Source organism: Bifidobacterium sp. LH_424 (assembly GCF_056356895.1).
In genome coordinates, this window is record NZ_JBKEVC010000010.1 from 37,473 (window position 1) to 53,658 (window position 16,186).

Annotated in this window: 18 protein-coding genes and 3 tRNA genes; 11 read left to right on the top strand and 10 right to left on the bottom strand. The window is 64.1% G+C overall.

Features of this window, described 5'->3' with window-relative positions; translation table 11 throughout:
* Positions 1 to 24 precede the first annotated feature (24 nt).
* The 7 genes from AC1AYP_RS08540 to AC1AYP_RS08570 all read left to right on the top strand — a co-directional run bounded on the left by AC1AYP_RS08540 (position 25) and on the right by AC1AYP_RS08570 (position 7,830).
* Positions 25 to 1,074, top strand: a complete 1,050-nt coding sequence (locus AC1AYP_RS08540) for a fluoride efflux transporter FluC (protein ID WP_476503173.1) — start codon at positions 25 to 27, stop codon at positions 1,072 to 1,074.
* The gene (locus AC1AYP_RS08545; RefSeq protein WP_476503174.1) at positions 1,071 to 1,442 is read left to right on the top strand and encodes a fluoride efflux transporter FluC; all 372 of its coding nucleotides are present in this window, start codon (positions 1,071 to 1,073) and stop codon (positions 1,440 to 1,442) included. Before AC1AYP_RS08540 ends, AC1AYP_RS08545 begins: the two co-directional genes overlap by 4 nt.
* Positions 1,443 to 1,787: 345 nt before the next feature.
* Entirely contained in the window at positions 1,788 to 3,230 is a 1,443-nt protein-coding gene (locus AC1AYP_RS08550) for an ABC transporter permease subunit (RefSeq protein WP_476503175.1), read from the top strand.
* A gap of 3 nt (positions 3,231 to 3,233) precedes the next feature.
* The gene (locus AC1AYP_RS08555) at positions 3,234 to 4,217 is read left to right on the top strand and encodes a branched-chain amino acid ABC transporter permease (protein WP_476503176.1); all 984 of its coding nucleotides are present in this window, start codon (positions 3,234 to 3,236) and stop codon (positions 4,215 to 4,217) included.
* Complete coding sequence (locus AC1AYP_RS08560; RefSeq protein WP_476503177.1) at positions 4,210 to 5,187, top strand: ABC transporter ATP-binding protein; 978 nt, start codon at positions 4,210 to 4,212, stop codon at positions 5,185 to 5,187. The genes AC1AYP_RS08555 and AC1AYP_RS08560 overlap by 8 nt, the downstream gene beginning before the upstream one ends.
* Positions 5,188 to 5,328: 141 nt before the next feature.
* Complete coding sequence (locus tag AC1AYP_RS08565; protein WP_476547533.1) at positions 5,329 to 6,156, top strand: ABC transporter ATP-binding protein; 828 nt, start codon at positions 5,329 to 5,331, stop codon at positions 6,154 to 6,156.
* A 402-nt stretch (positions 6,157 to 6,558) separates the two neighbouring features.
* Positions 6,559 to 7,830, top strand: a complete 1,272-nt coding sequence (locus AC1AYP_RS08570) for an ABC transporter substrate-binding protein (protein ID WP_476503179.1) — start codon at positions 6,559 to 6,561, stop codon at positions 7,828 to 7,830.
* A gap of 164 nt (positions 7,831 to 7,994) precedes the next feature.
* On the opposite strand, the gene AC1AYP_RS08575 is transcribed toward AC1AYP_RS08570, so the two are convergent.
* The 5 genes from AC1AYP_RS08575 to AC1AYP_RS08595 all read right to left on the bottom strand — a co-directional run bounded on the left by AC1AYP_RS08575 (position 7,995) and on the right by AC1AYP_RS08595 (position 10,183).
* Positions 7,995 to 8,516: a cupin domain-containing protein gene (locus AC1AYP_RS08575; RefSeq protein WP_476503180.1), complete on the bottom strand. Its 522-nt coding sequence runs from the start codon at positions 8,514 to 8,516 to the stop codon at positions 7,995 to 7,997.
* A gap of 537 nt (positions 8,517 to 9,053) precedes the next feature.
* Positions 9,054 to 9,127, bottom strand: a tRNA-Lys gene (locus tag AC1AYP_RS08580).
* A gap of 20 nt (positions 9,128 to 9,147) precedes the next feature.
* Positions 9,148 to 9,219: transfer RNA gene (locus tag AC1AYP_RS08585), tRNA-Thr, on the bottom strand.
* A gap of 1 nt (position 9,220) precedes the next feature.
* Positions 9,221 to 9,302, bottom strand: a tRNA-Tyr gene (locus tag AC1AYP_RS08590).
* 425 nt (positions 9,303 to 9,727) lie between these two features.
* Entirely contained in the window at positions 9,728 to 10,183 is a 456-nt protein-coding gene (locus AC1AYP_RS08595; RefSeq protein WP_476503181.1) for a hypothetical protein, read from the bottom strand.
* A gap of 117 nt (positions 10,184 to 10,300) precedes the next feature.
* On the opposite strand from AC1AYP_RS08595, the gene AC1AYP_RS08600 reads away from it, so the two are divergent.
* Positions 10,301 to 10,576, top strand: a complete 276-nt coding sequence (locus AC1AYP_RS08600; protein ID WP_476503182.1) for a hypothetical protein — start codon at positions 10,301 to 10,303, stop codon at positions 10,574 to 10,576.
* Here the strand turns inward: AC1AYP_RS08600 and AC1AYP_RS08605 are convergent.
* The 5 genes from AC1AYP_RS08605 to AC1AYP_RS08625 all read right to left on the bottom strand — a co-directional run bounded on the left by AC1AYP_RS08605 (position 10,563) and on the right by AC1AYP_RS08625 (position 13,771).
* Positions 10,563 to 11,258, bottom strand: a complete 696-nt coding sequence (locus AC1AYP_RS08605) for an aspartate/glutamate racemase family protein (protein WP_476503183.1) — start codon at positions 11,256 to 11,258, stop codon at positions 10,563 to 10,565. The genes AC1AYP_RS08600 and AC1AYP_RS08605 overlap by 14 nt on opposite strands.
* A gap of 28 nt (positions 11,259 to 11,286) precedes the next feature.
* A complete protein-coding gene (locus AC1AYP_RS08610; protein ID WP_476503196.1) occupies positions 11,287 to 11,667 on the bottom strand; it encodes a DUF488 domain-containing protein in 381 nt (126 codons plus the stop codon).
* Positions 11,668 to 11,690: 23 nt separating this feature from the next.
* Complete coding sequence (locus AC1AYP_RS08615; RefSeq protein ID WP_476503184.1) at positions 11,691 to 12,542, bottom strand: PhzF family phenazine biosynthesis protein; 852 nt, start codon at positions 12,540 to 12,542, stop codon at positions 11,691 to 11,693.
* A gap of 96 nt (positions 12,543 to 12,638) precedes the next feature.
* Positions 12,639 to 12,974 carry a branched-chain amino acid transporter permease gene (locus AC1AYP_RS08620; RefSeq protein ID WP_476503197.1) on the bottom strand — a complete coding sequence of 112 codons (336 nt, stop codon included), beginning with the start codon at positions 12,972 to 12,974 and terminating at the stop codon, positions 12,639 to 12,641.
* Positions 12,974 to 13,771, bottom strand: coding sequence for an AzlC family ABC transporter permease (locus AC1AYP_RS08625; protein WP_476547535.1), 798 nt, complete (start codon positions 13,769 to 13,771; stop codon positions 12,974 to 12,976). The genes AC1AYP_RS08620 and AC1AYP_RS08625 overlap by 1 nt, the downstream gene beginning before the upstream one ends.
* Positions 13,772 to 13,940: 169 nt before the next feature.
* Here AC1AYP_RS08625 and AC1AYP_RS08630 point away from each other — a divergent pair, with 169 nt between their 5' ends.
* From AC1AYP_RS08630 to AC1AYP_RS08640, 3 genes are all read left to right on the top strand, one after another.
* Positions 13,941 to 14,819 carry a LysR family transcriptional regulator gene (locus AC1AYP_RS08630; protein WP_476503186.1) on the top strand — a complete coding sequence of 293 codons (879 nt, stop codon included), beginning with the start codon at positions 13,941 to 13,943 and terminating at the stop codon, positions 14,817 to 14,819.
* A 266-nt stretch (positions 14,820 to 15,085) separates the two neighbouring features.
* Positions 15,086 to 15,499 carry a helix-turn-helix domain-containing protein gene (locus tag AC1AYP_RS08635; RefSeq protein ID WP_476503187.1) on the top strand — a complete coding sequence of 138 codons (414 nt, stop codon included), beginning with the start codon at positions 15,086 to 15,088 and terminating at the stop codon, positions 15,497 to 15,499.
* A 17-nt stretch (positions 15,500 to 15,516) separates the two neighbouring features.
* Complete coding sequence (locus tag AC1AYP_RS08640) at positions 15,517 to 16,077, top strand: PIN domain-containing protein (protein ID WP_476503188.1); 561 nt, start codon at positions 15,517 to 15,519, stop codon at positions 16,075 to 16,077.
* The last annotated feature ends 109 nt before the right edge of the window (positions 16,078 to 16,186 follow it).

The following is a 16,186-nucleotide window of genomic DNA, read 5'->3' on the forward strand; positions in this document are numbered from 1 at the left end:
CGCCGGCCCGTCCGCCGAGCCGATATGGCCGTCACGACCGAACAGCCCGAATATTTCGCCGAGCCTGATCCGGCGACGCAGGAGATGACCGCCGCGCACGCCCGTTCGTACGCGGCGGGTGTGCCGCATCCGCAGGGCGCCGCCGCCGCGCCCGCCCCTCCCGCGATTCCGCTCGCCCCCGCCAAGCGCGTGCAGGCGCAGTTCAATCCGCTCGCCGACGGCATGATCTATCTCGTCGTGTTCGTCGGCGGCTGCGTGGGCACCGCCATGCGCTACGCTCTGTCGTTGCTGCTGCCCGCGCCCGCCGCCGCGCACGGTTTCTTCAGCGCGTTCCACACGGCCACGTTCCTCGCGAACATGATTGCGTGTCTCGTCTTCGCGTTCGTCTCCACCTACATGTCGCAAGCCGCGTGGATCCGCAAACGCGTGCGACAGCTCGCCTCGCGCGGCATCGGCATGGGCATGTGCGGCGGTTTCTCCACCCTGTCCGCGATGGTCATCGAGGAGCTCATCTCCATTCACGCCGATCAAATCGGCGGCTTCCTCTTCTATATGTTCGCCAGTTTCGCGGGCGGTCTCATCGTCGCCGCGACGGGCGTGCGTCTCGCGCTGGCGGCGTCCTCGCGCCGCTCCGCGCGCGTCGTCGCCGATGCGCTCGCCGCCGCTTCCGGCGCGGCGGGTCCTGCGCACGCCGCGCCGAAGCGTGACGTCGACGGCGTCGCGCTCGCCGACAAGCCGATCATGGTCGGCGATCCGGCGTCCGGTCCGGTCGAGATCAAGGCGTCCACGCCGCCGGAGGGTGATTATGGTCAGCCGTTGCCGCCTGCCGTGCCGCGTGTCGCGGCGTCGGCGGCGTCCGGTGTTTCCGATGATTCCGGTGTTTCGGGTGATTTCGTCGGCGGATCGGCGATTCCGTCGTTCGAGCCGGCGCCGGTCACCGATGAGATTCCGATGGTCGGCGATCCCGTCACCGGCGACGCGCATGGCGAGGAGCGTCGCGACGACGCCGCGCGTCACGCCGGACCGTCGCAGGACGGATTGTCGCATGGCGACGGACGGGAGGCGACGCGATGACGTTCCTGCTTGTCTGCCTGTGCGGCGGCGTCGGCGCGGTGACGCGTTTCATCGTGAACACGTCGGTGCAGCGCTGGTGGAGCCGCGCGTTCCCGCTGTCCACGTTCATCATCAACGTGATCGCCACGTTCTGCGCGGGCATCGCCGCCGGCGCCTACGCGTCCGCCACCGTCGACCATCACGCGTATCTGCTGTTCGTGACCGGATTCCTCGGCGGATTCTCGACGTTCTCCACCGCGATCAACGAGATGGTGTCGCTCGCGCGCGCCGGCCGCCACCGCATGGCCGCGTTCTACTGCGCGATGACGATTCTCGTGCCGATTCTGTGCGTCGCCGCTGGCTGGTGGCTCGCCTCCCTCGGCGCATGACGATATCCGACACCCTCTGAGGAGGAGACCCATCTTCTTCGCCTCCCTCTGACGAGGGAGGTGGCATCGCGTAGCGATGACGGAGGGAGAGATAGCTGGAACGTAACGTTCCCGGTATCTCTCCCCCACCCGGCTTCGCCGGGAGCCCCCTCGTCAGAGGGGGCCATCACGCGCCCCGATTCTGTAACGTGGGCGACATGTTGTAATGCCCGTGAAACCAAACGCGGCGCCGCGACATACTCGGGTAATATGCGGGCCTCACGGTAACTCGCGGGAAATCATGGCATAACGGTGAGCGCTGTTTGCCTCTCTAGGTTGTGAGACAAATCCAGAGAGGACATTCACATGACAGCCGTGAAGAACATCGAACGGCGTCGTCGAATGGGATTGTTGCGCTCGTCGCTTTGCGCGGCGGCATTGACCCTACTGATGGCGTTCTGTTTCACACCACCCAACCAAGCCCAGGCGGCCGAAGCCGTCCCCACATGCAACCCGTCCGCCACGAACGGATGCGTCAACGGCATCCTGCAGGACGCGTCCAAGAAGCCGATCGCCGGCGTCGAACTGAAGCTCACCGGCGCGGAAAGCGCCACGACCACGACCGACGCGAATGGCAACTGGGCGTTCAGCGTCGGCAAGGACGGCTCGTACACCGTCACGATGGACGAGTCCGTCGCCAAGGAGCACGGACTCAAGGCCGCGACCGCCACCGTCAAGGTCGAGAAGAACAGCTTCGACGCGGCCCGCCAGGTGGTCCGCTTCGACAAGCCCGCACCGGCCGGGAGCGGGTCGGGCGGTTCCGGTTCCGGCACCGCGTCCGGCAAATCCGGTTCGGGTTCGAGCGCGTCCGGCTCGACCTCCTCGACCGCGCCGGCCTCGTCCGACGCCGGCGGCGCGGGCTCGAACATCGGCGCACGATTCTGGCAGCAGCTCTACTCCGGTGTGATCTTCGGCCTCATGCTCGGCCTCATGTCCGTCGGCATGAATCTCGTCTACGGCACCACCGGACTGAGCTCCTTCTCACACGGCGAGCAGGTCACGCTCGGCGGCCTCATGGCGTTCGTCGGCACGCAGATCCTGCACTGGCCGCTCGTGCCCGCCGCGATCGTCGCGATCGCGATCGGCGGTCTCACCGGCTGGATTCAGAACGAGATCGTGTGGGCGCCGCTGCGCCGCAAGCACGTCGGCACCATGCAGCAGATGATCGTCACGATCGGCCTGTCGATGGCGCTGCAATACCTGTTCCAGTTCTTCTTCGGCGGCGACATCAAAGGCATCGTCAAATCCGTGCCGAACAGCTTCCAGGTCGGCCCGATCACCACCGATTCGCCGACGCTCATCTCCGCGGCCATCGCGATCGTCGCGATTGTCGGCGTGAGCCTGTTCCTCTACCGGACGCGACTCGGCCGCGCCACGCGCGCCGTCTCCGACAACGCCGCGCTCGCCGCCGCATCCGGCATCAACGTCGAACAGGTCGTGCGCATCGTGTGGATCATCTCCTGCGCGATGGCCGCGTTGTCCGGCGTACTGCTCGGCGTCTACCTGAACGGCATCTCGTGGAACACCGGCGCGACGCTGCTGCTCCTCATGTTCGCCGCCGTCACGCTCGGTGGCCTCGGCACCGCGAACGGCGCGCTCGTCGGCTCGCTGATCATCGGCATCGTCGCGGACATGAGCTCGCTCGTTATCCCCAACGACATGCGATACGCCAGCGCGCTGGCGATCCTCATCATCGTCCTGCTGGTGCGCCCGCAGGGCATCTTCGGCAAACAGCAAAGGGTGGGCTGAGACATGGACATCATGACCATCATCACCAACACGCTGGGCGAGCTCATCGCGCCCACCACGGCGGCGTACGCGCTCGCCGCCATCGGATTGAACATCCACTTCGGCATGACCGGACTGATGAACATGGGCCAGGCGGGCTTCATGCTGCTCGGCGCGTACGGTTTCGCGATCACGCAGTCGATGGGCGCGAACCTGTTCACCTCCGTGTGCGCCGCGATCCTGCTCGCCGTGATCTACGCACTGCTGCTCGGCATCCCGACGTTGAAGCTCGGGCCCGACTATCTCGCCATGGTCACGCTCGCCGCGGCCGAGATCATCCGCATCATCGGCCGTTCCACGGCGATGACGACGATCACCGGCGGCTCGGCCGGCATCTCGCCGCAGGACTTCACCACGAAGTTCGAGAACCTTTCGCCGCTGCCGAACGATTCGACCACGTTCCTGTTCTGGACGTATTCGAACAACATCGCGAACTCGTGGTGGCTGCGCATCGTCGCCTGGGTGCTCGTCGCGATCGCCGCCGTGCTGTGCTGGCGCTGGTTCCGCTCCCCGTGGGGCCGCGTGCTCAAGGGCATCCGCGAGGATGAGAACGCGATCCGCTCGCTCGGCAAGAACGTCACCGTCTACAAGATGCAGGCGCTCATCATCGGCGGCATCTTCGGCGCGCTCGGCGGCATCATCTTCGTCCTGCCGCGTTCCGTGCAGCCCGATTCGCTGGGACGCGCGGTCACGTTCTACGCGTGGACGATCCTGCTGCTCGGCGGCGCCGCCACGATCTTCGGGCCGATCATCGGCTCCTGCCTGCTGTGGGTGCTACTCACGTTCGTCAAGGAACTGATGCGCGGCGCGATCCCCGAAACCGTCATTTCCTCCAACCAGGTCGAATCGCTCGGATGGGTGATCGTCGGCGTCGCACTGATGTGCCTGGTGATCTTCAGACCGCAGGGTCTGCTGGGAGACCGAAAGGAGCTGGCCTTCAATGTCTGAGAACACAGCTGAACCACTCAGGAACAAGCCGTTCCACGACCTCGCCAAATGGGCCACCAAGGCCCCGGAAGGTGAGCATCTCATCTCCACCGCGTTCGGCGACAAGGTGAAGGAGGATCTCAAGTTCGTCAAGAACGAGCCCGGCGTGCACAAGCCCGATCCGATCCTCGTGGCCGACAACGTGACGCGCCGGTTCGGCGGCATGACCGCCGTCGACGTCAGGCACTTCGAGATCGAACGGCACGGCATCACCGCGCTGATCGGCCCGAACGGCGCCGGCAAGACCACGTTCTTCAACCTGATGACCGGCTTCGACGCCCCGAACACGGGCGCGTGGCGGTTCGACGGCAAGGATCTCGCGCACGTGCACCCCGAACAGGTGGCGCGCATGGGCATGGTCCGCACGTTCCAGCTGACCAAGGTGATGAGCCGCCTCACCGTGCTCGACAACATGCTGCTCGGCGCGCCCGTCCAGCCCGGCGAGGGCCTGTTCCGCGCGCTCGTGCCCGGCCTGTGGCGTCGCCAGGAGCAGGCGAACATCGAGAAGGCGGAGGCGCTGCTCGAACGCTTCCTGCTCATCAAGAAGAAGGACGATTTCGCCGGCTCGCTTTCCGGCGGCCAGAGGAAGCTGCTCGAAATGGCGCGTGCGCTGATGAGCGACCCGCAGCTCGTCATGCTCGACGAGCCGATGGCCGGCGTCAACCCGGCGTTGAAGCAGTCGCTGCTCGACCACATCCTGTCGCTGCGCGAGGAGGGCACCACCGTGCTGTTCGTCGAACATGACATCAACATGGTCCGCCACATCGCCGACTGGGTGACCGTCATGGCCGAAGGCAAGATCGTCGCCGAAGGCCAGCCGAAGAGCGTGATGAACGACCCCGCCGTCATCGACGCGTACCTCGGCGCCCACGCCAACATCGACCTCGGCGACGACTCGGTGATGGACCTCAAGGAAAGCGAGGAACACTGACATGACCGGTTCCGACACTATGCGCTCCCTTCAGGGGGAGCTGTCCGGTTCGGCCGGACTGGGCGGGTATCCCAACATCCTGCTCCCCCTTCAGGGGGAGCTGTCCGCGAAGCGGACTGAGGGGGTCAAGGAGGCCATACGATGACTGACACCGCAACACTGACCGCGCCCGCCGCGCCCACGACCGACACGCGCCCGCGCGCCGAAATCCACGTGGGCGAGCCGGAAGGCGAACCCCTCCTCGACGCCGTCGACCTCGTCGCCGGCTACATCCCCGGCGTGAACATCCTCAACGGCGCATCCCTCACCCTCCACGAAGGCGAGATCGTCGGCATCATCGGCCCGAACGGCGCCGGCAAATCCACGCTCCTCAAATCACTGTTCGGACTCGTCCACATCCACTCCGGGCACCTGATCCTGAAAGGTGAGGACATCACCAACCTGCGTGCCGACAAGCTCGTCTCCCTCGGCGTCGGCTTCGTACCGCAGACCGAAAACGTGTTCCCCTCGCTCACCATCGCGGAGAACATGCACATGGGCGCCTACCAGGCACCGAAGAAGTTCAACGAACGCTTCGACTACGTGTGCTCGATCTTCCCCAAGCTGGGGGAGCGCAAGGACCAGCTCGCCGGCTCCCTGTCCGGCGGCGAACGCCAGATGGTCGCCATGGCCCGCGCCCTGATGATGAACCCGTCCGTGCTGCTCCTCGACGAGCCCTCCGCCGGCCTGTCGCCGATGCTCCAGGACGAGACCTTCATCCGCGTGCGCCAGGTCAACAAGGCCGGCGTCTCCGTCATCATCGTCGAACAGAACGCGCGCCGCTGCCTGCAGATCTGCGACCGCGGCTACGTCCTCGACCAAGGCCGCAACGCCTACTCCGGCCGCGGCCGAGACCTCCTGGAAGACCCCAAAGTCATCTCCCTCTACCTAGGCAACCTCGAACAAGAAGTCGAAGAAGGAGGCCAGTGATGGTGTGTCTTCGGCGTTGCTCCTCGGTCGACGTGCCTTCGCACGCCTTCCCTCGGTGCGCCTTGAAGCCACACACATCACCGACCTTCTCGCAGAAGGCCAGTGACCTGTACCCCGGCTCTGCCTCCCTCTGACGTGGGAGGTGGCCGCTGAAGGCGGACGGAGGGAGAGACACCGAATCCCGGCCGCAAGCGCCCCCTCAGTCGGCCTCCGGCCGCCAGCTCCCCCTAAAGGGGGCGCAGGAACGCAGGGGCGGAATGCGCTCGGCGCATGCGATTTCCTTGCTCCCCCTGAAGGGGGAGCTGTCCCGCGAAGCGGGACTGAGGGGGTGCACCATCACAAGGCGACAATCACATCGCCCCGTCACACGTTCATATTCGCTTGAATAGAGAGGAAGCAATCATGAACAGCAAAAAGAGGATCCTAATCACCGCGACGGCTGTCGTCGCAGCCGCCGTCATGGCGCTCGCCGGCTGCGGCTCGGCCGGCTCGTCGTCCAGTGCCGGCGCATCCGGCTCATCCGGCAAGAAGGACGCGTTCGTGCTCGGCGGACTCTGGCCGGAAACCGGCTCGCTCGCGTACCTCGCACCGCCGGAACTCGCCGCCGAGAAACTCGCCGTCAGCGACATCAACGCGGCAGGCGGCGTGCTCGGCAAAGACGTGACCACCACCGACGCCGACACCTCCGACGCGGATCACGCGGACCAGAACACGTCCGCCGTGCAGTCCGTGATGTCGAAGAACCCGTCGTTCGTGATCGGCCCAGCCTCCAGCGCCGTCGTCAAGAACGTGTACAAGACCATCACCGAACAGAAAATCCCGATGCTCTCGATGGGCGCCACCAGCTCCGACTTCTCCGGACTGAGCCCGTACTTCTTCCGCACCGTCCCGCCGGACACCGTGCAGGGCACCGTGCTCGGCCAGGTCATCGCGCAGGACGGCGTGAAGAACCTCGCCATCGCGGTGTTCAACGACGAGTACGGCACCGGTCTGCGCGACACGGTCGTCAAGACCGTGAAGGACGCGGGCGTCAACATCGTCTACGGCGAGAAGGACGCGTTCGACCCGACCGAGACGAACTTCTCGTCCATCGCCACCGCAATCAAGGCGAGCAACCCGGACGCCGTCGCCGTGATCGCCTTCGGCCAGACCAAGCCGCTCGTCAAGGCGCTGAAGAGCGCCGGTGTCGACACGCACAAACTGTACTTCGTCGACGGCAACACGTCCGACTATTCGAAGGACCTCGACGCGGGGCTCCTCGAAGGTTCGAAGGGCACGATCCCGGGCGTGCAGGCGTCCGACGAGTTCCAGAAGAAGCTCGTCGGCGCGTACGGCAAGGACATCAGCACCTTCACCTACGGCGCCGAAACGTATGACGGCATCATCCTCGCCGCGCTCGCCGCGCAGAAGGGCGGCAGCGCCGACGGCGAGACCATCCAGAAGAACATGGCCGCCGTCTCCGGCGCGAACGGCGGCACCGTGTGCACGACCTACAAGGAGTGCCTCGCCGCGTTGAAGTCCGGCAAGAGCATCCACTATAAGGGCGTGACCGGCATCGGCCCGTTCAATTCGAGCAACGACCCGAGCTCCGCCAACATCGGCGTGTACAAGTTCGACGCGAAGAACGTGCCGAACTTCGACCACGCGCAGGAAGGCAAGGTCCCGACCAAGTGATTGGAATCGGCGCGGGGCCGGCCTCCCGGTGATCCGGTGAGGCCGGTCTGGTGCCGATCCGGCGAGGGCCCGTCGACGCGTTTGTCACGCATCGGCGGGCCCTCGGGTTGCCGTTCCTCCGGCTCTCGTGTCTCCGCGCCTTCGCCCGTCCGGAGCGGTTGCGTTCAGCCGCGGTTGTCGAACATCTGCAGCAGCATCTTGCTCGGCTCGAGCGCGTAGACCGTGTGCGGCAGGCGCGCGCTCAGATACACGATGCCGCCCGCCGTGAGCTCGACCTCGCGCTCACCGCCGCCGATGCGCAGCCGGCCTTCGAGCACCTGGATCGTCACGGGCATGGCCGCGGTGTGTTCGCTCAGCGCCTGGTCCTTGTCGAAAGCGAACAGCACGGCGCGCAGCCCGTCCTCGCGCAGCACCGTGCGCGACACGGTCGCCTCCTCCTGGATGTCGATCAGCGAGGCCAGATCGGCGACATAACCCAGATGCGATTCGGCGGTGATGGCGTGCCCTTCGGCGTCGCGGCGGCATGCGCCGTGCCCGTGTCCGTTGCCGCACCTGCACTGGTGGTGCCGTGCGGGTTGCCCGGTTTGCGTGGGCTGTGCGGGTCGCCCGGTTTGCGTGGGCTGTGCTGGCTGCGGCTGTGCGGGCTGCCCGGTCTCGTTGGTGGTCTGGGTGGTCTCATCTGCCATGATGCGCTCCCGTTCGTCGGCCCCGTTGGGCGTATGGATGTTTCGTCACCATCCATTATCAGGCATCAGGTCTTCCGGTCGCCTGTGCGGCGATCGCGATGCGTTGTGGGCCTCGGCGCGTCCAATCGCGGCGATGCCGATGGGAGCATTCGCTTGCGGCCTCCGCTGGCGATGTGCGGGAGCTGCCGATTCCTGTGCTTTCTCGGTTGAAAGGGGTACTTCCCCGTCGCTCTCCAAGCGTAACTGGCGTATGAGGGGTACTTGGACAGGGGGAATGCCGGTGCAGATGGCGTCATATCGGTGTGTGGCCTCGGAATGACTCGGGTCTGGTACCCCTCGCAACGCAGATACGCATTCGAGACAGCAGAGATGTACCCCTCTCAAGCGAGAAACCCTGAACTGGATGGTCGTCGGCGCCCGGCCTCCCACTCCCGCCGGCGGGAGCTGACAGGCCGAGCCAAAATTCCTATAGGCCGCCTGACTGAGGGCGGCCGGAAATGCAAAAGGACCGGAATCTTTCGATTCCGGTCTTGTCTGTGCCCCCGCAGGGATTCGAACCCTGGACACGCTGATTAAGAGTCAGCTGCTCTAACCAACTGAGCTACAGGGGCGTAGTTGGTTCCTTTCGGAGAGCCCCGAGTGAGAATTGGACTCACGACCTCTTCCTTACCAAGGAAGTGCTCTACCACTGAGCTATCGGGGCGTGGCGGATAGTGGATTCGAACCACTGAAGCACGAAGCGGCTGATTTACAGTCAGCTCCCTTTGACCGCTTGGGAAATCCGCCGATCCGTTCCCTCCGCGGCCAGGCCTTTCAGCCCGACCCCATAAAGGCAACCTGAACATAATGGCACGTCATCGCACATCGCGCAAGTCGGCACGTCGCGCGGGTCGCGCAGGTCGCGCGGGTCGCGCCGTACCGTCGCGGTCGCGGTCGCGGTCGCGGTCGCGGCACCCGTCATCATCGCATTCACGATGATGACGGCACGAGTTCACCTGCGCGTGGTCGAACACACATCCTGCGGAAACGCGCGCGGAGTACACCGGATACCGACAACGATGAGGTCCGACTCAAGGGACGAACGAACGAAGGAGCGATCATGCAGAACGACAACCATTACGACGCGTATCACTACAACACGTCGCATCTCGACGACAGCCAGTACGATGCCTACGTGTACGACGAATACGGCATCGAGCGCTGAGCTTCACCTATTCCTCGGCATCGTCCGAGGCCAGATCGTCACGGCCGGCCCGCACGTCGTCCACCCACATGACGAACGCCTCGGAAGGCGCGATGCCATGCTGCTCGTCGCAGACGATGGGATCATAGGCATAATGGGCACGGTAGCCGCCGGAGGCCGCGTTGTAGCGACCCCGGATCTGGGTTGGGCAGTCGTGGCCGTTCGCGAAGCACAGGTCGCGGAGCTTTCCCAAGTCGCCGGTGCCCAATTCCAGCACCTGCAATCTGATTGACTGGTCGTCGACCACATCCCGCAGGTATTGAATCGTTCCGTCCACGCGGAAGAACACGTTGAAGGCCGTCATACAGCCCTCGATGGATCCGTATATGTACACATCCTCCACGTTGACGTCGCCGACGGCCTCCAAGGCAAGCGCGACCAGACCCGCCTGGATGTCCATGAAATCGTCCTCGAATACGGCCATGCTGCCCTCCTTGCGGATACCAGCTACAGGTTACAGCAGCATGCCGAGAGCCCCGACGGCGCAGACAGGCCGGCTCGGTGACGGGCCTTCGCGGTGTGTGTGGGGCGTGGAATGCGCGTGAGTTCGCTGCGCCGAATCATCGGTACGTACCAGTCCGGCGACCGTAATCTACTGGAGCTCACTGACGGGGAACTGGAGCGATCCCTGCAGCTGACGGTGACCATCGACGGCAAGATCATGCCGACATTGACCGGATTGCTGCTGCTGGGCAAGGAGGAGTCGCTGAAACGTTTCATCCCGACCCATAGGGCGTTCCGTGAGGCGCGGGTGACTTCCACATGTGCTGGTGGTCGTTTCAGTAGAGGATCTATTGTGCTGGTCATTCGCCGATGATGCGGTCGATGAGGGCGTTGATGTGGATGCGCATGACGTCCATGACGTTCACCGGTAGGCTCGTGCCATCGAACGCCAATGGCAGTTCCGTGCAGCCCAGCACGATCGCCTCGGCATGCTCCCGTTCGGCCAGCCGAACGGCGATGTCTCGCAGCGCCTTCCGGGTCGCCGGTCTGACGATGCCGTATTCCAATTCCGTTTCGATTGCCTTGGCTATGTACCGCTTGTCCTCATCGTCCGGTGTGACGACGTCGATGCCATGCACTTGGAATGGGTGCTGGAAGAAATCGCCGTCCATGGTCGGACCGGTACCCATCAAGACGACTCGATCGTAATGCCGGTCAACCGCGTACTGGCAGGACGTGTCCAGCATGCTGACGATCGGGATGGGCGAGCGTCGCGTCACCTCGTCGAACACCACATGCGGCGTAATGCCCGTGAACGCGGCGAACTCGGCCCCCGCGACGGCGAGATTGGCGATTCCATGGGTCAGGTAGTCGGTGAGCCCGTCATAGTCTGCGCGTCTGCAGAAGCCCAGCACCTCGAACACGTCCAGACTTTCGATGCTCAGATGCGGGAACCGGTCTTGTCCCAAGCGTCTGCGCGCCCCGTCGGTGATCTCCTTGTAGTAGATGATCGTGGATTCCGGCCCGGTCCCGCCGATCAGTCCCAGCTTCCTCATGGCCGATTCCTTTCCGTGCCCCTGCGTTTCAGTGTGACTTGATGATTCCCGTACCGCCGGCCATGTAGTCGCACAGGACGACCGCGTGATTGACCAGCGGATTCTTGGCCGCATACAGGAGCGTGACGGTTTCATGGGTCATGACGACGTCGCGCAGGGACGCGACCGTCTCTACGTTGGCGTCCAGTTCCGCCCGGTACCGTTCGGAGAACTTCGCAAAGCGCGCCGGATCATGTCCGAACCATTTGCGCAGTCCGGGTGAGGGCGCGATGTCCTTTAGCCACAGGTCAAGGGCGGCGCGTTCCCGGCTCATGCCGCGCGGCCACAGCCGATCCACCAGAATCCTGCAGCCGTCATCGGGTTCCGGCTCGTCATAGATACGTTTCACCATGATGCCCACGCCCGCCATCATCGAACTGCAGGGCGGACAAGTCAATCGATGCGGGACATTCGAAAACCGAAGTCGGGCAGGATGGTGCCGATGGAGAACAGCGCCGCGCCGCCGCCGAGGCTGACGCGGCCGTCGCCGACCGTGGCGTGGATGACGCCGCCGCGCGCCGAGGCCTGATACGCGGTGAGCGTGGTCTTGTCGAGGCGTTTGCTCCAGTATGGCAGGATGTGGCAATGGCCGGAGCCACAGACCGGGTCCTCGGGGACGTTGAGCTTCGGTGCGAATGAGCGGGACACGCAGTCGAAGCCCGACCTCGCATCGCCGGCCGCCGTGACGTTGGCCAGCAGGCCGGGCAGGTCCTCAAGCAGCCCTTGGTCGGGATCGAGTCCGCGCACGGTCCGCTCGTCGGGCATCACGCACAGCAGGTCGCGGCCGAGCCACGCCTCAGCCGGACGGGCACCCAACGCCTGCTCCATCGCGTCGGTGACCGGTGTGGGTTTCAGGTCGAAGGCGGGGAAGTCCATCGTGAACACGTCGCCGGCGTGGTCGTCGCCATCACGCCCGCCGCCCCGCCGTCGGGTCACGGTCAGCACGCCGCTCATCGTGCGGAACCGCACCACGTCGGCGTCCGGTTCCACGAACCGCAGCACCACATACGCGGAGGCGAGCGTCGCGTGACCGCACAGGTCGATCTCGCCGCCCGGCGTGAACCAGCGCAGGTGCCATCCTTCCGGTTCGCGTACGACGAACGCGGTCTCGGAGAACAGGTTCTCCATCGCGATATCCGCCATCAGTTCGTCAGAGGGCCATGATTCCGGCAGGCACACCGCCGCCGGATTGCCCTTGAACACCCTGTCCGTGAACGCATCCACCACATACTGCCGCATAGCCATACTTGTCTCCCATTGCTTTCGTCGTCTACCGTCGTCGTCTACCGTCGGATGTCCGTCGCCATGAATCCCCCAACGGGGCAGGAATCCGCAAACCCGTCACACGAACACCAGCTGGACGAGCATCATATACGCGATGGTTCCTCCGGCGACGGACACCAGCATGCTGTGGCGCCACCGATGCAGCAGCACGATGACGAGGACCGTGATCGCCTCGGGCGCTCCATGGGATCCGGAGAGCGGCGACACGTCCTTGAGCGCGTACACCACCAGCAGACCGGTCATCGCATGCGGCAGAACCCTGCCGAGGTAGGTCACGGTTCTGGGTGGTCGGCGTGAATCGGGAAACAGCGTGAACGGCAGGAAGCGGGTGAGTATGGTGCCCAACGAGACCGCCGCTATGGTCACGACGGCTTGCCATGTGGTCATGGTCATCATCGTTCCTCCCTGTTCCGGGTGCCGTGCTCGTCGTCCGCGTCTTCCAATCTCGTACGCAATATCAGGAACGTCACCAGCATCAGCGCCATGGCCGGAATCATGAACCGGTCCGGGCCGAACAGCGCCAGACAAATCGCGGAGGCCGACAGCCCGACCAGCGCAGGCGCATGAGGCCGAGCCGAATCCACGAGATTCGCGACCGCCGGGTGTGGACGCGGGTCGCTGTCGTCGCTCTCCTTCCGGTTCCGGTCGTCATCCCACTGTTCGAGGAGAATCGACAGGAACAGGGCGGCGAGCACGAACTCGATGCCCTTGGTGTCGAACGGAAGCACGCCGCCGGCCAGCCAACCCAACGCTATTCCACCGAACCAGTAGGAGCGGCAGAGGACGGAGACGAACACCATGAACCATCCCCGGTCGACCGATGCCGGAATATGAACGCTGGAACCGATGGCGAATATCTCGTCAATCATCGTGAAGATCAGATACGGTTTTCTCCAGCCCAATCCACGAAATGTGTCCAGCATCGACAGACCGTAGAACAGATGACGCGCGTTGACCATGATCGCCAACAGGAACGCGGACCACGGATCGAACGCGGACAACAGCAGATTCACGGTGACGAACTCCATCGACCCGGCAAAGATGACGTAGCCCATGGCCAGCGGGTACACGATTGGGAATCCCTTGGCATGCATGAGTAGTCCGTAGGATCCGCCGAAGAACAGGAAGCCGGCGGCGATCGGCAGCGTGGGCGGCAACGCGGCCCGGAACGCCGTACGCAACAACGCCATATCGGGGGATCCTTTCCTTCATTGATGTTCCCGTGCATGTGTCGAACGATCCAACTGCGCTGGACGTGTCCGATGGCGGCCATCGTATGACGTGCATATACGATAAGTACAATCAAATCCGCTAATGGACATGTAAGCGATGCTTATGCAACGTCTATGATGAACGATTATGGACAACCGGTATCTCGCCCTGCGGCACATCGTCGAATACGGCAGCTTCTCCGCGGCCGCCGACGAGCTGCGATGCAGCCAGTCGGCCGTCAGCCAGATGATCGCATCGCTGGAGAAGGAACTCGACGTCACCCTGCTCAACCGGCAGCGCGGCGGATGCACGCTCACCGAGGAGGGACGCCAGCTCTACCCGCTCATCGAACGCTACGTGGAGGACGGTCTGCGCATCCGCGAACGGACCGACGAGATCCTCGGCCTCGACACCGGCGTGATCCGCATGGGCACCATCGCCAGCATCTCCGCCCACTGGCTGCCGGGGCTCATCAGCGGCTTCCAACAGCGTCACCCGAACGTGCGGTTCGTCCTGCACCAAGGCGACTACACCACCATCCAGGAATGGATCCACAACGGCACCATCGACTTCGGATTCATCAACCCCGCCGCCGCGCGCGACGTGCAGACCATCACCATCAAACGGGGCGCCATGCTCGCCGTCCTGCCGCAAGGTCATCCGCTCGCAGCACTTGACCGGGTGCCATTGGCCGCGCTCGCCAAGGAACCCATGATCCTGCTGGAGGAGGGGCATTATTCCGAGCCGTTGGAGGCGTTCGCGTCTATCGGGCTCAAGCCGAATGTGCGGTTGCGCATCCACGACGACTACTCGATCATGACCATGGTCGAGGCCGGATTGGGCTTCAGCATCCTCGCCGAACTCATCCTCCACCGCACCAGTGCCAACTACCGGATCGTCCTGCGTCCCACCGACCCGCCCGTGGACCGCACCATCGCCATCGCCTATGCCGACCGCGACAGGCTCCCCTTGGCGGCCATGCGATTCATCGAGCACCTGCGAAACAACATCGATGCATTGCCCTGAAGGGGTTGCCGGGTTGCCTCTGTTGCCCGGTTACGTGGGGTTGCTGGAAAACGAAAAACCCCAGAACCGCGTGGTTCCGGGGCGATGGCGGAGGATGCGAGACCCCAACCTTCACGCTGGCTCCGCCTTACTGCCGACTGGGTTTCGCGTTTCGACGGTTCCACGGACTCATCTTCGCGCCCATTCGACGCGAATTAACAGGACAATTTTGACTATTGTCGATTTTGTCAGAAACTGATAGAATGGCGGCAACATAAGGAGGAATCATGACGGCTGTACTTGAAATGCCGCGTGCCGGTGGGACGACGATTCCGCGCGGCAATCGCGCGCTCGTCGGTTCGGACGGTGACGTGGTGGAGTTGAGCGCCGAGGCGTATGAGGCGGCGTTGAACGCGGCGTTCGGTGCGATGGGACGTCGCCGCATGATTACGACGGGAGAGGCAGCGAAGTTGCTGAACTGCTCGGCGCGCACGGTGGCCCGCATCCTCGATTCCGGCAGGCTGCCGTTCACCCGCAATGGTGCCGCCGGTCGCCGCATGGTGGATGTGGTCGATGTGATGGACTATCAGAAGCGTGAGCGTGAGCGCATGGAACGGTCCCTGGCTTCGATGCGCCACGCGGCTGTGGAGATGGGGCTGTACGGCGACGATGATGCGGCCTACGTCGCCGATTTCGACTGACGAGCCGGGGACGAATCGTGACGAAACCCGTCGTATTGCTTGACGCCAATGTCTTTCCCGCGGTCTGGCTGCTCGACATCATGCTCACGCTGGACGAGGAACAGGTGATCGACGCCGTGTGGTCCGAGCGGATTCTAGAGGAGGCTCGCCGCGCGCTCATTGAAAGACGCAATCGTACGCCGGAACAGGCGGATCGTCTGCTCTCGTTCATCACGCCGATGAACCCTACCCATTGCGTCTACGGTTGGGAACATCTCGAAGCGACGCTTGAGCTGCCGGACCCGGATGACCGGCACGTGCTCGCCGCTGCCCTGTCCGCCGATGCCGATTACATCGTTACGTACAACCTCAAGGATTTCCCGCCGCTGAGTCTTGAACGGTACGCTGTGGAAGCCGTTCATCCGGACGAGTTCCTGAGCACGATGCTCACGCGCGACCACGATGGCATCGTGAATGCGATGAACGCCGTCGTGTCCAGTAAGGATAATCCGCCGCGTACCATGGCCGAGGAGCTGGCACATCTGCGTAGGCTACGCCTGGACAGATTCGCCGATGGCATGGAGCGGGTCGCTCGCTAAAGGGTGATGGGAATCGTGTGTCTTGCCCGGGAGCGGGCCTAGGGGTCTGAACCTAGGAAGTGGGTGTGGGTAAGGTTCCTAGGTTCGGGTGGAGGTTGGGTTCCATCAG

Excerpts from the sequence above, each read along its gene's own strand:
- AC1AYP_RS08555 (WP_476503176.1), top strand. The coding sequence starts at position 3,234 with ATGGACATCATGACCATCATCACCAACACGCTGGGCGAGCTCATCGCG.
- AC1AYP_RS08595 (WP_476503181.1), bottom strand. The coding sequence starts at position 10,183 with ATGGCCGTATTCGAGGACGATTTCATGGACATCCAGGCGGGTCTGGTC.
- AC1AYP_RS08540 (WP_476503173.1), top strand. The coding sequence starts at position 25 with ATGGCCGTCACGACCGAACAGCCCGAATATTTCGCCGAGCCTGATCCG.
- AC1AYP_RS08605 (WP_476503183.1), bottom strand. The coding sequence starts at position 11,258 with ATGAGGAAGCTGGGACTGATCGGCGGGACCGGGCCGGAATCCACGATC.
- AC1AYP_RS08635 (WP_476503187.1), top strand. The coding sequence starts at position 15,086 with ATGACGGCTGTACTTGAAATGCCGCGTGCCGGTGGGACGACGATTCCG.
- AC1AYP_RS08575 (WP_476503180.1), bottom strand. The coding sequence starts at position 8,516 with ATGGCAGATGAGACCACCCAGACCACCAACGAGACCGGGCAGCCCGCA.
- AC1AYP_RS08630 (WP_476503186.1), top strand. The coding sequence starts at position 13,941 with ATGGACAACCGGTATCTCGCCCTGCGGCACATCGTCGAATACGGCAGC.
- AC1AYP_RS08560 (WP_476503177.1), top strand. The coding sequence starts at position 4,210 with ATGTCTGAGAACACAGCTGAACCACTCAGGAACAAGCCGTTCCACGAC.
- AC1AYP_RS08610 (WP_476503196.1), bottom strand. The coding sequence starts at position 11,667 with ATGGCGGGCGTGGGCATCATGGTGAAACGTATCTATGACGAGCCGGAA.
- AC1AYP_RS08565 (WP_476547533.1), top strand. The coding sequence starts at position 5,329 with ATGACTGACACCGCAACACTGACCGCGCCCGCCGCGCCCACGACCGAC.
- AC1AYP_RS08620 (WP_476503197.1), bottom strand. The coding sequence starts at position 12,974 with ATGACCATGACCACATGGCAAGCCGTCGTGACCATAGCGGCGGTCTCG.
- AC1AYP_RS08615 (WP_476503184.1), bottom strand. The coding sequence starts at position 12,542 with ATGGCTATGCGGCAGTATGTGGTGGATGCGTTCACGGACAGGGTGTTC.
- AC1AYP_RS08625 (WP_476547535.1), bottom strand. The coding sequence starts at position 13,771 with ATGGCGTTGTTGCGTACGGCGTTCCGGGCCGCGTTGCCGCCCACGCTG.
- AC1AYP_RS08545 (WP_476503174.1), top strand. The coding sequence starts at position 1,071 with ATGACGTTCCTGCTTGTCTGCCTGTGCGGCGGCGTCGGCGCGGTGACG.
- AC1AYP_RS08550 (WP_476503175.1), top strand. The coding sequence starts at position 1,788 with ATGACAGCCGTGAAGAACATCGAACGGCGTCGTCGAATGGGATTGTTG.
- AC1AYP_RS08570 (WP_476503179.1), top strand. The coding sequence starts at position 6,559 with ATGAACAGCAAAAAGAGGATCCTAATCACCGCGACGGCTGTCGTCGCA.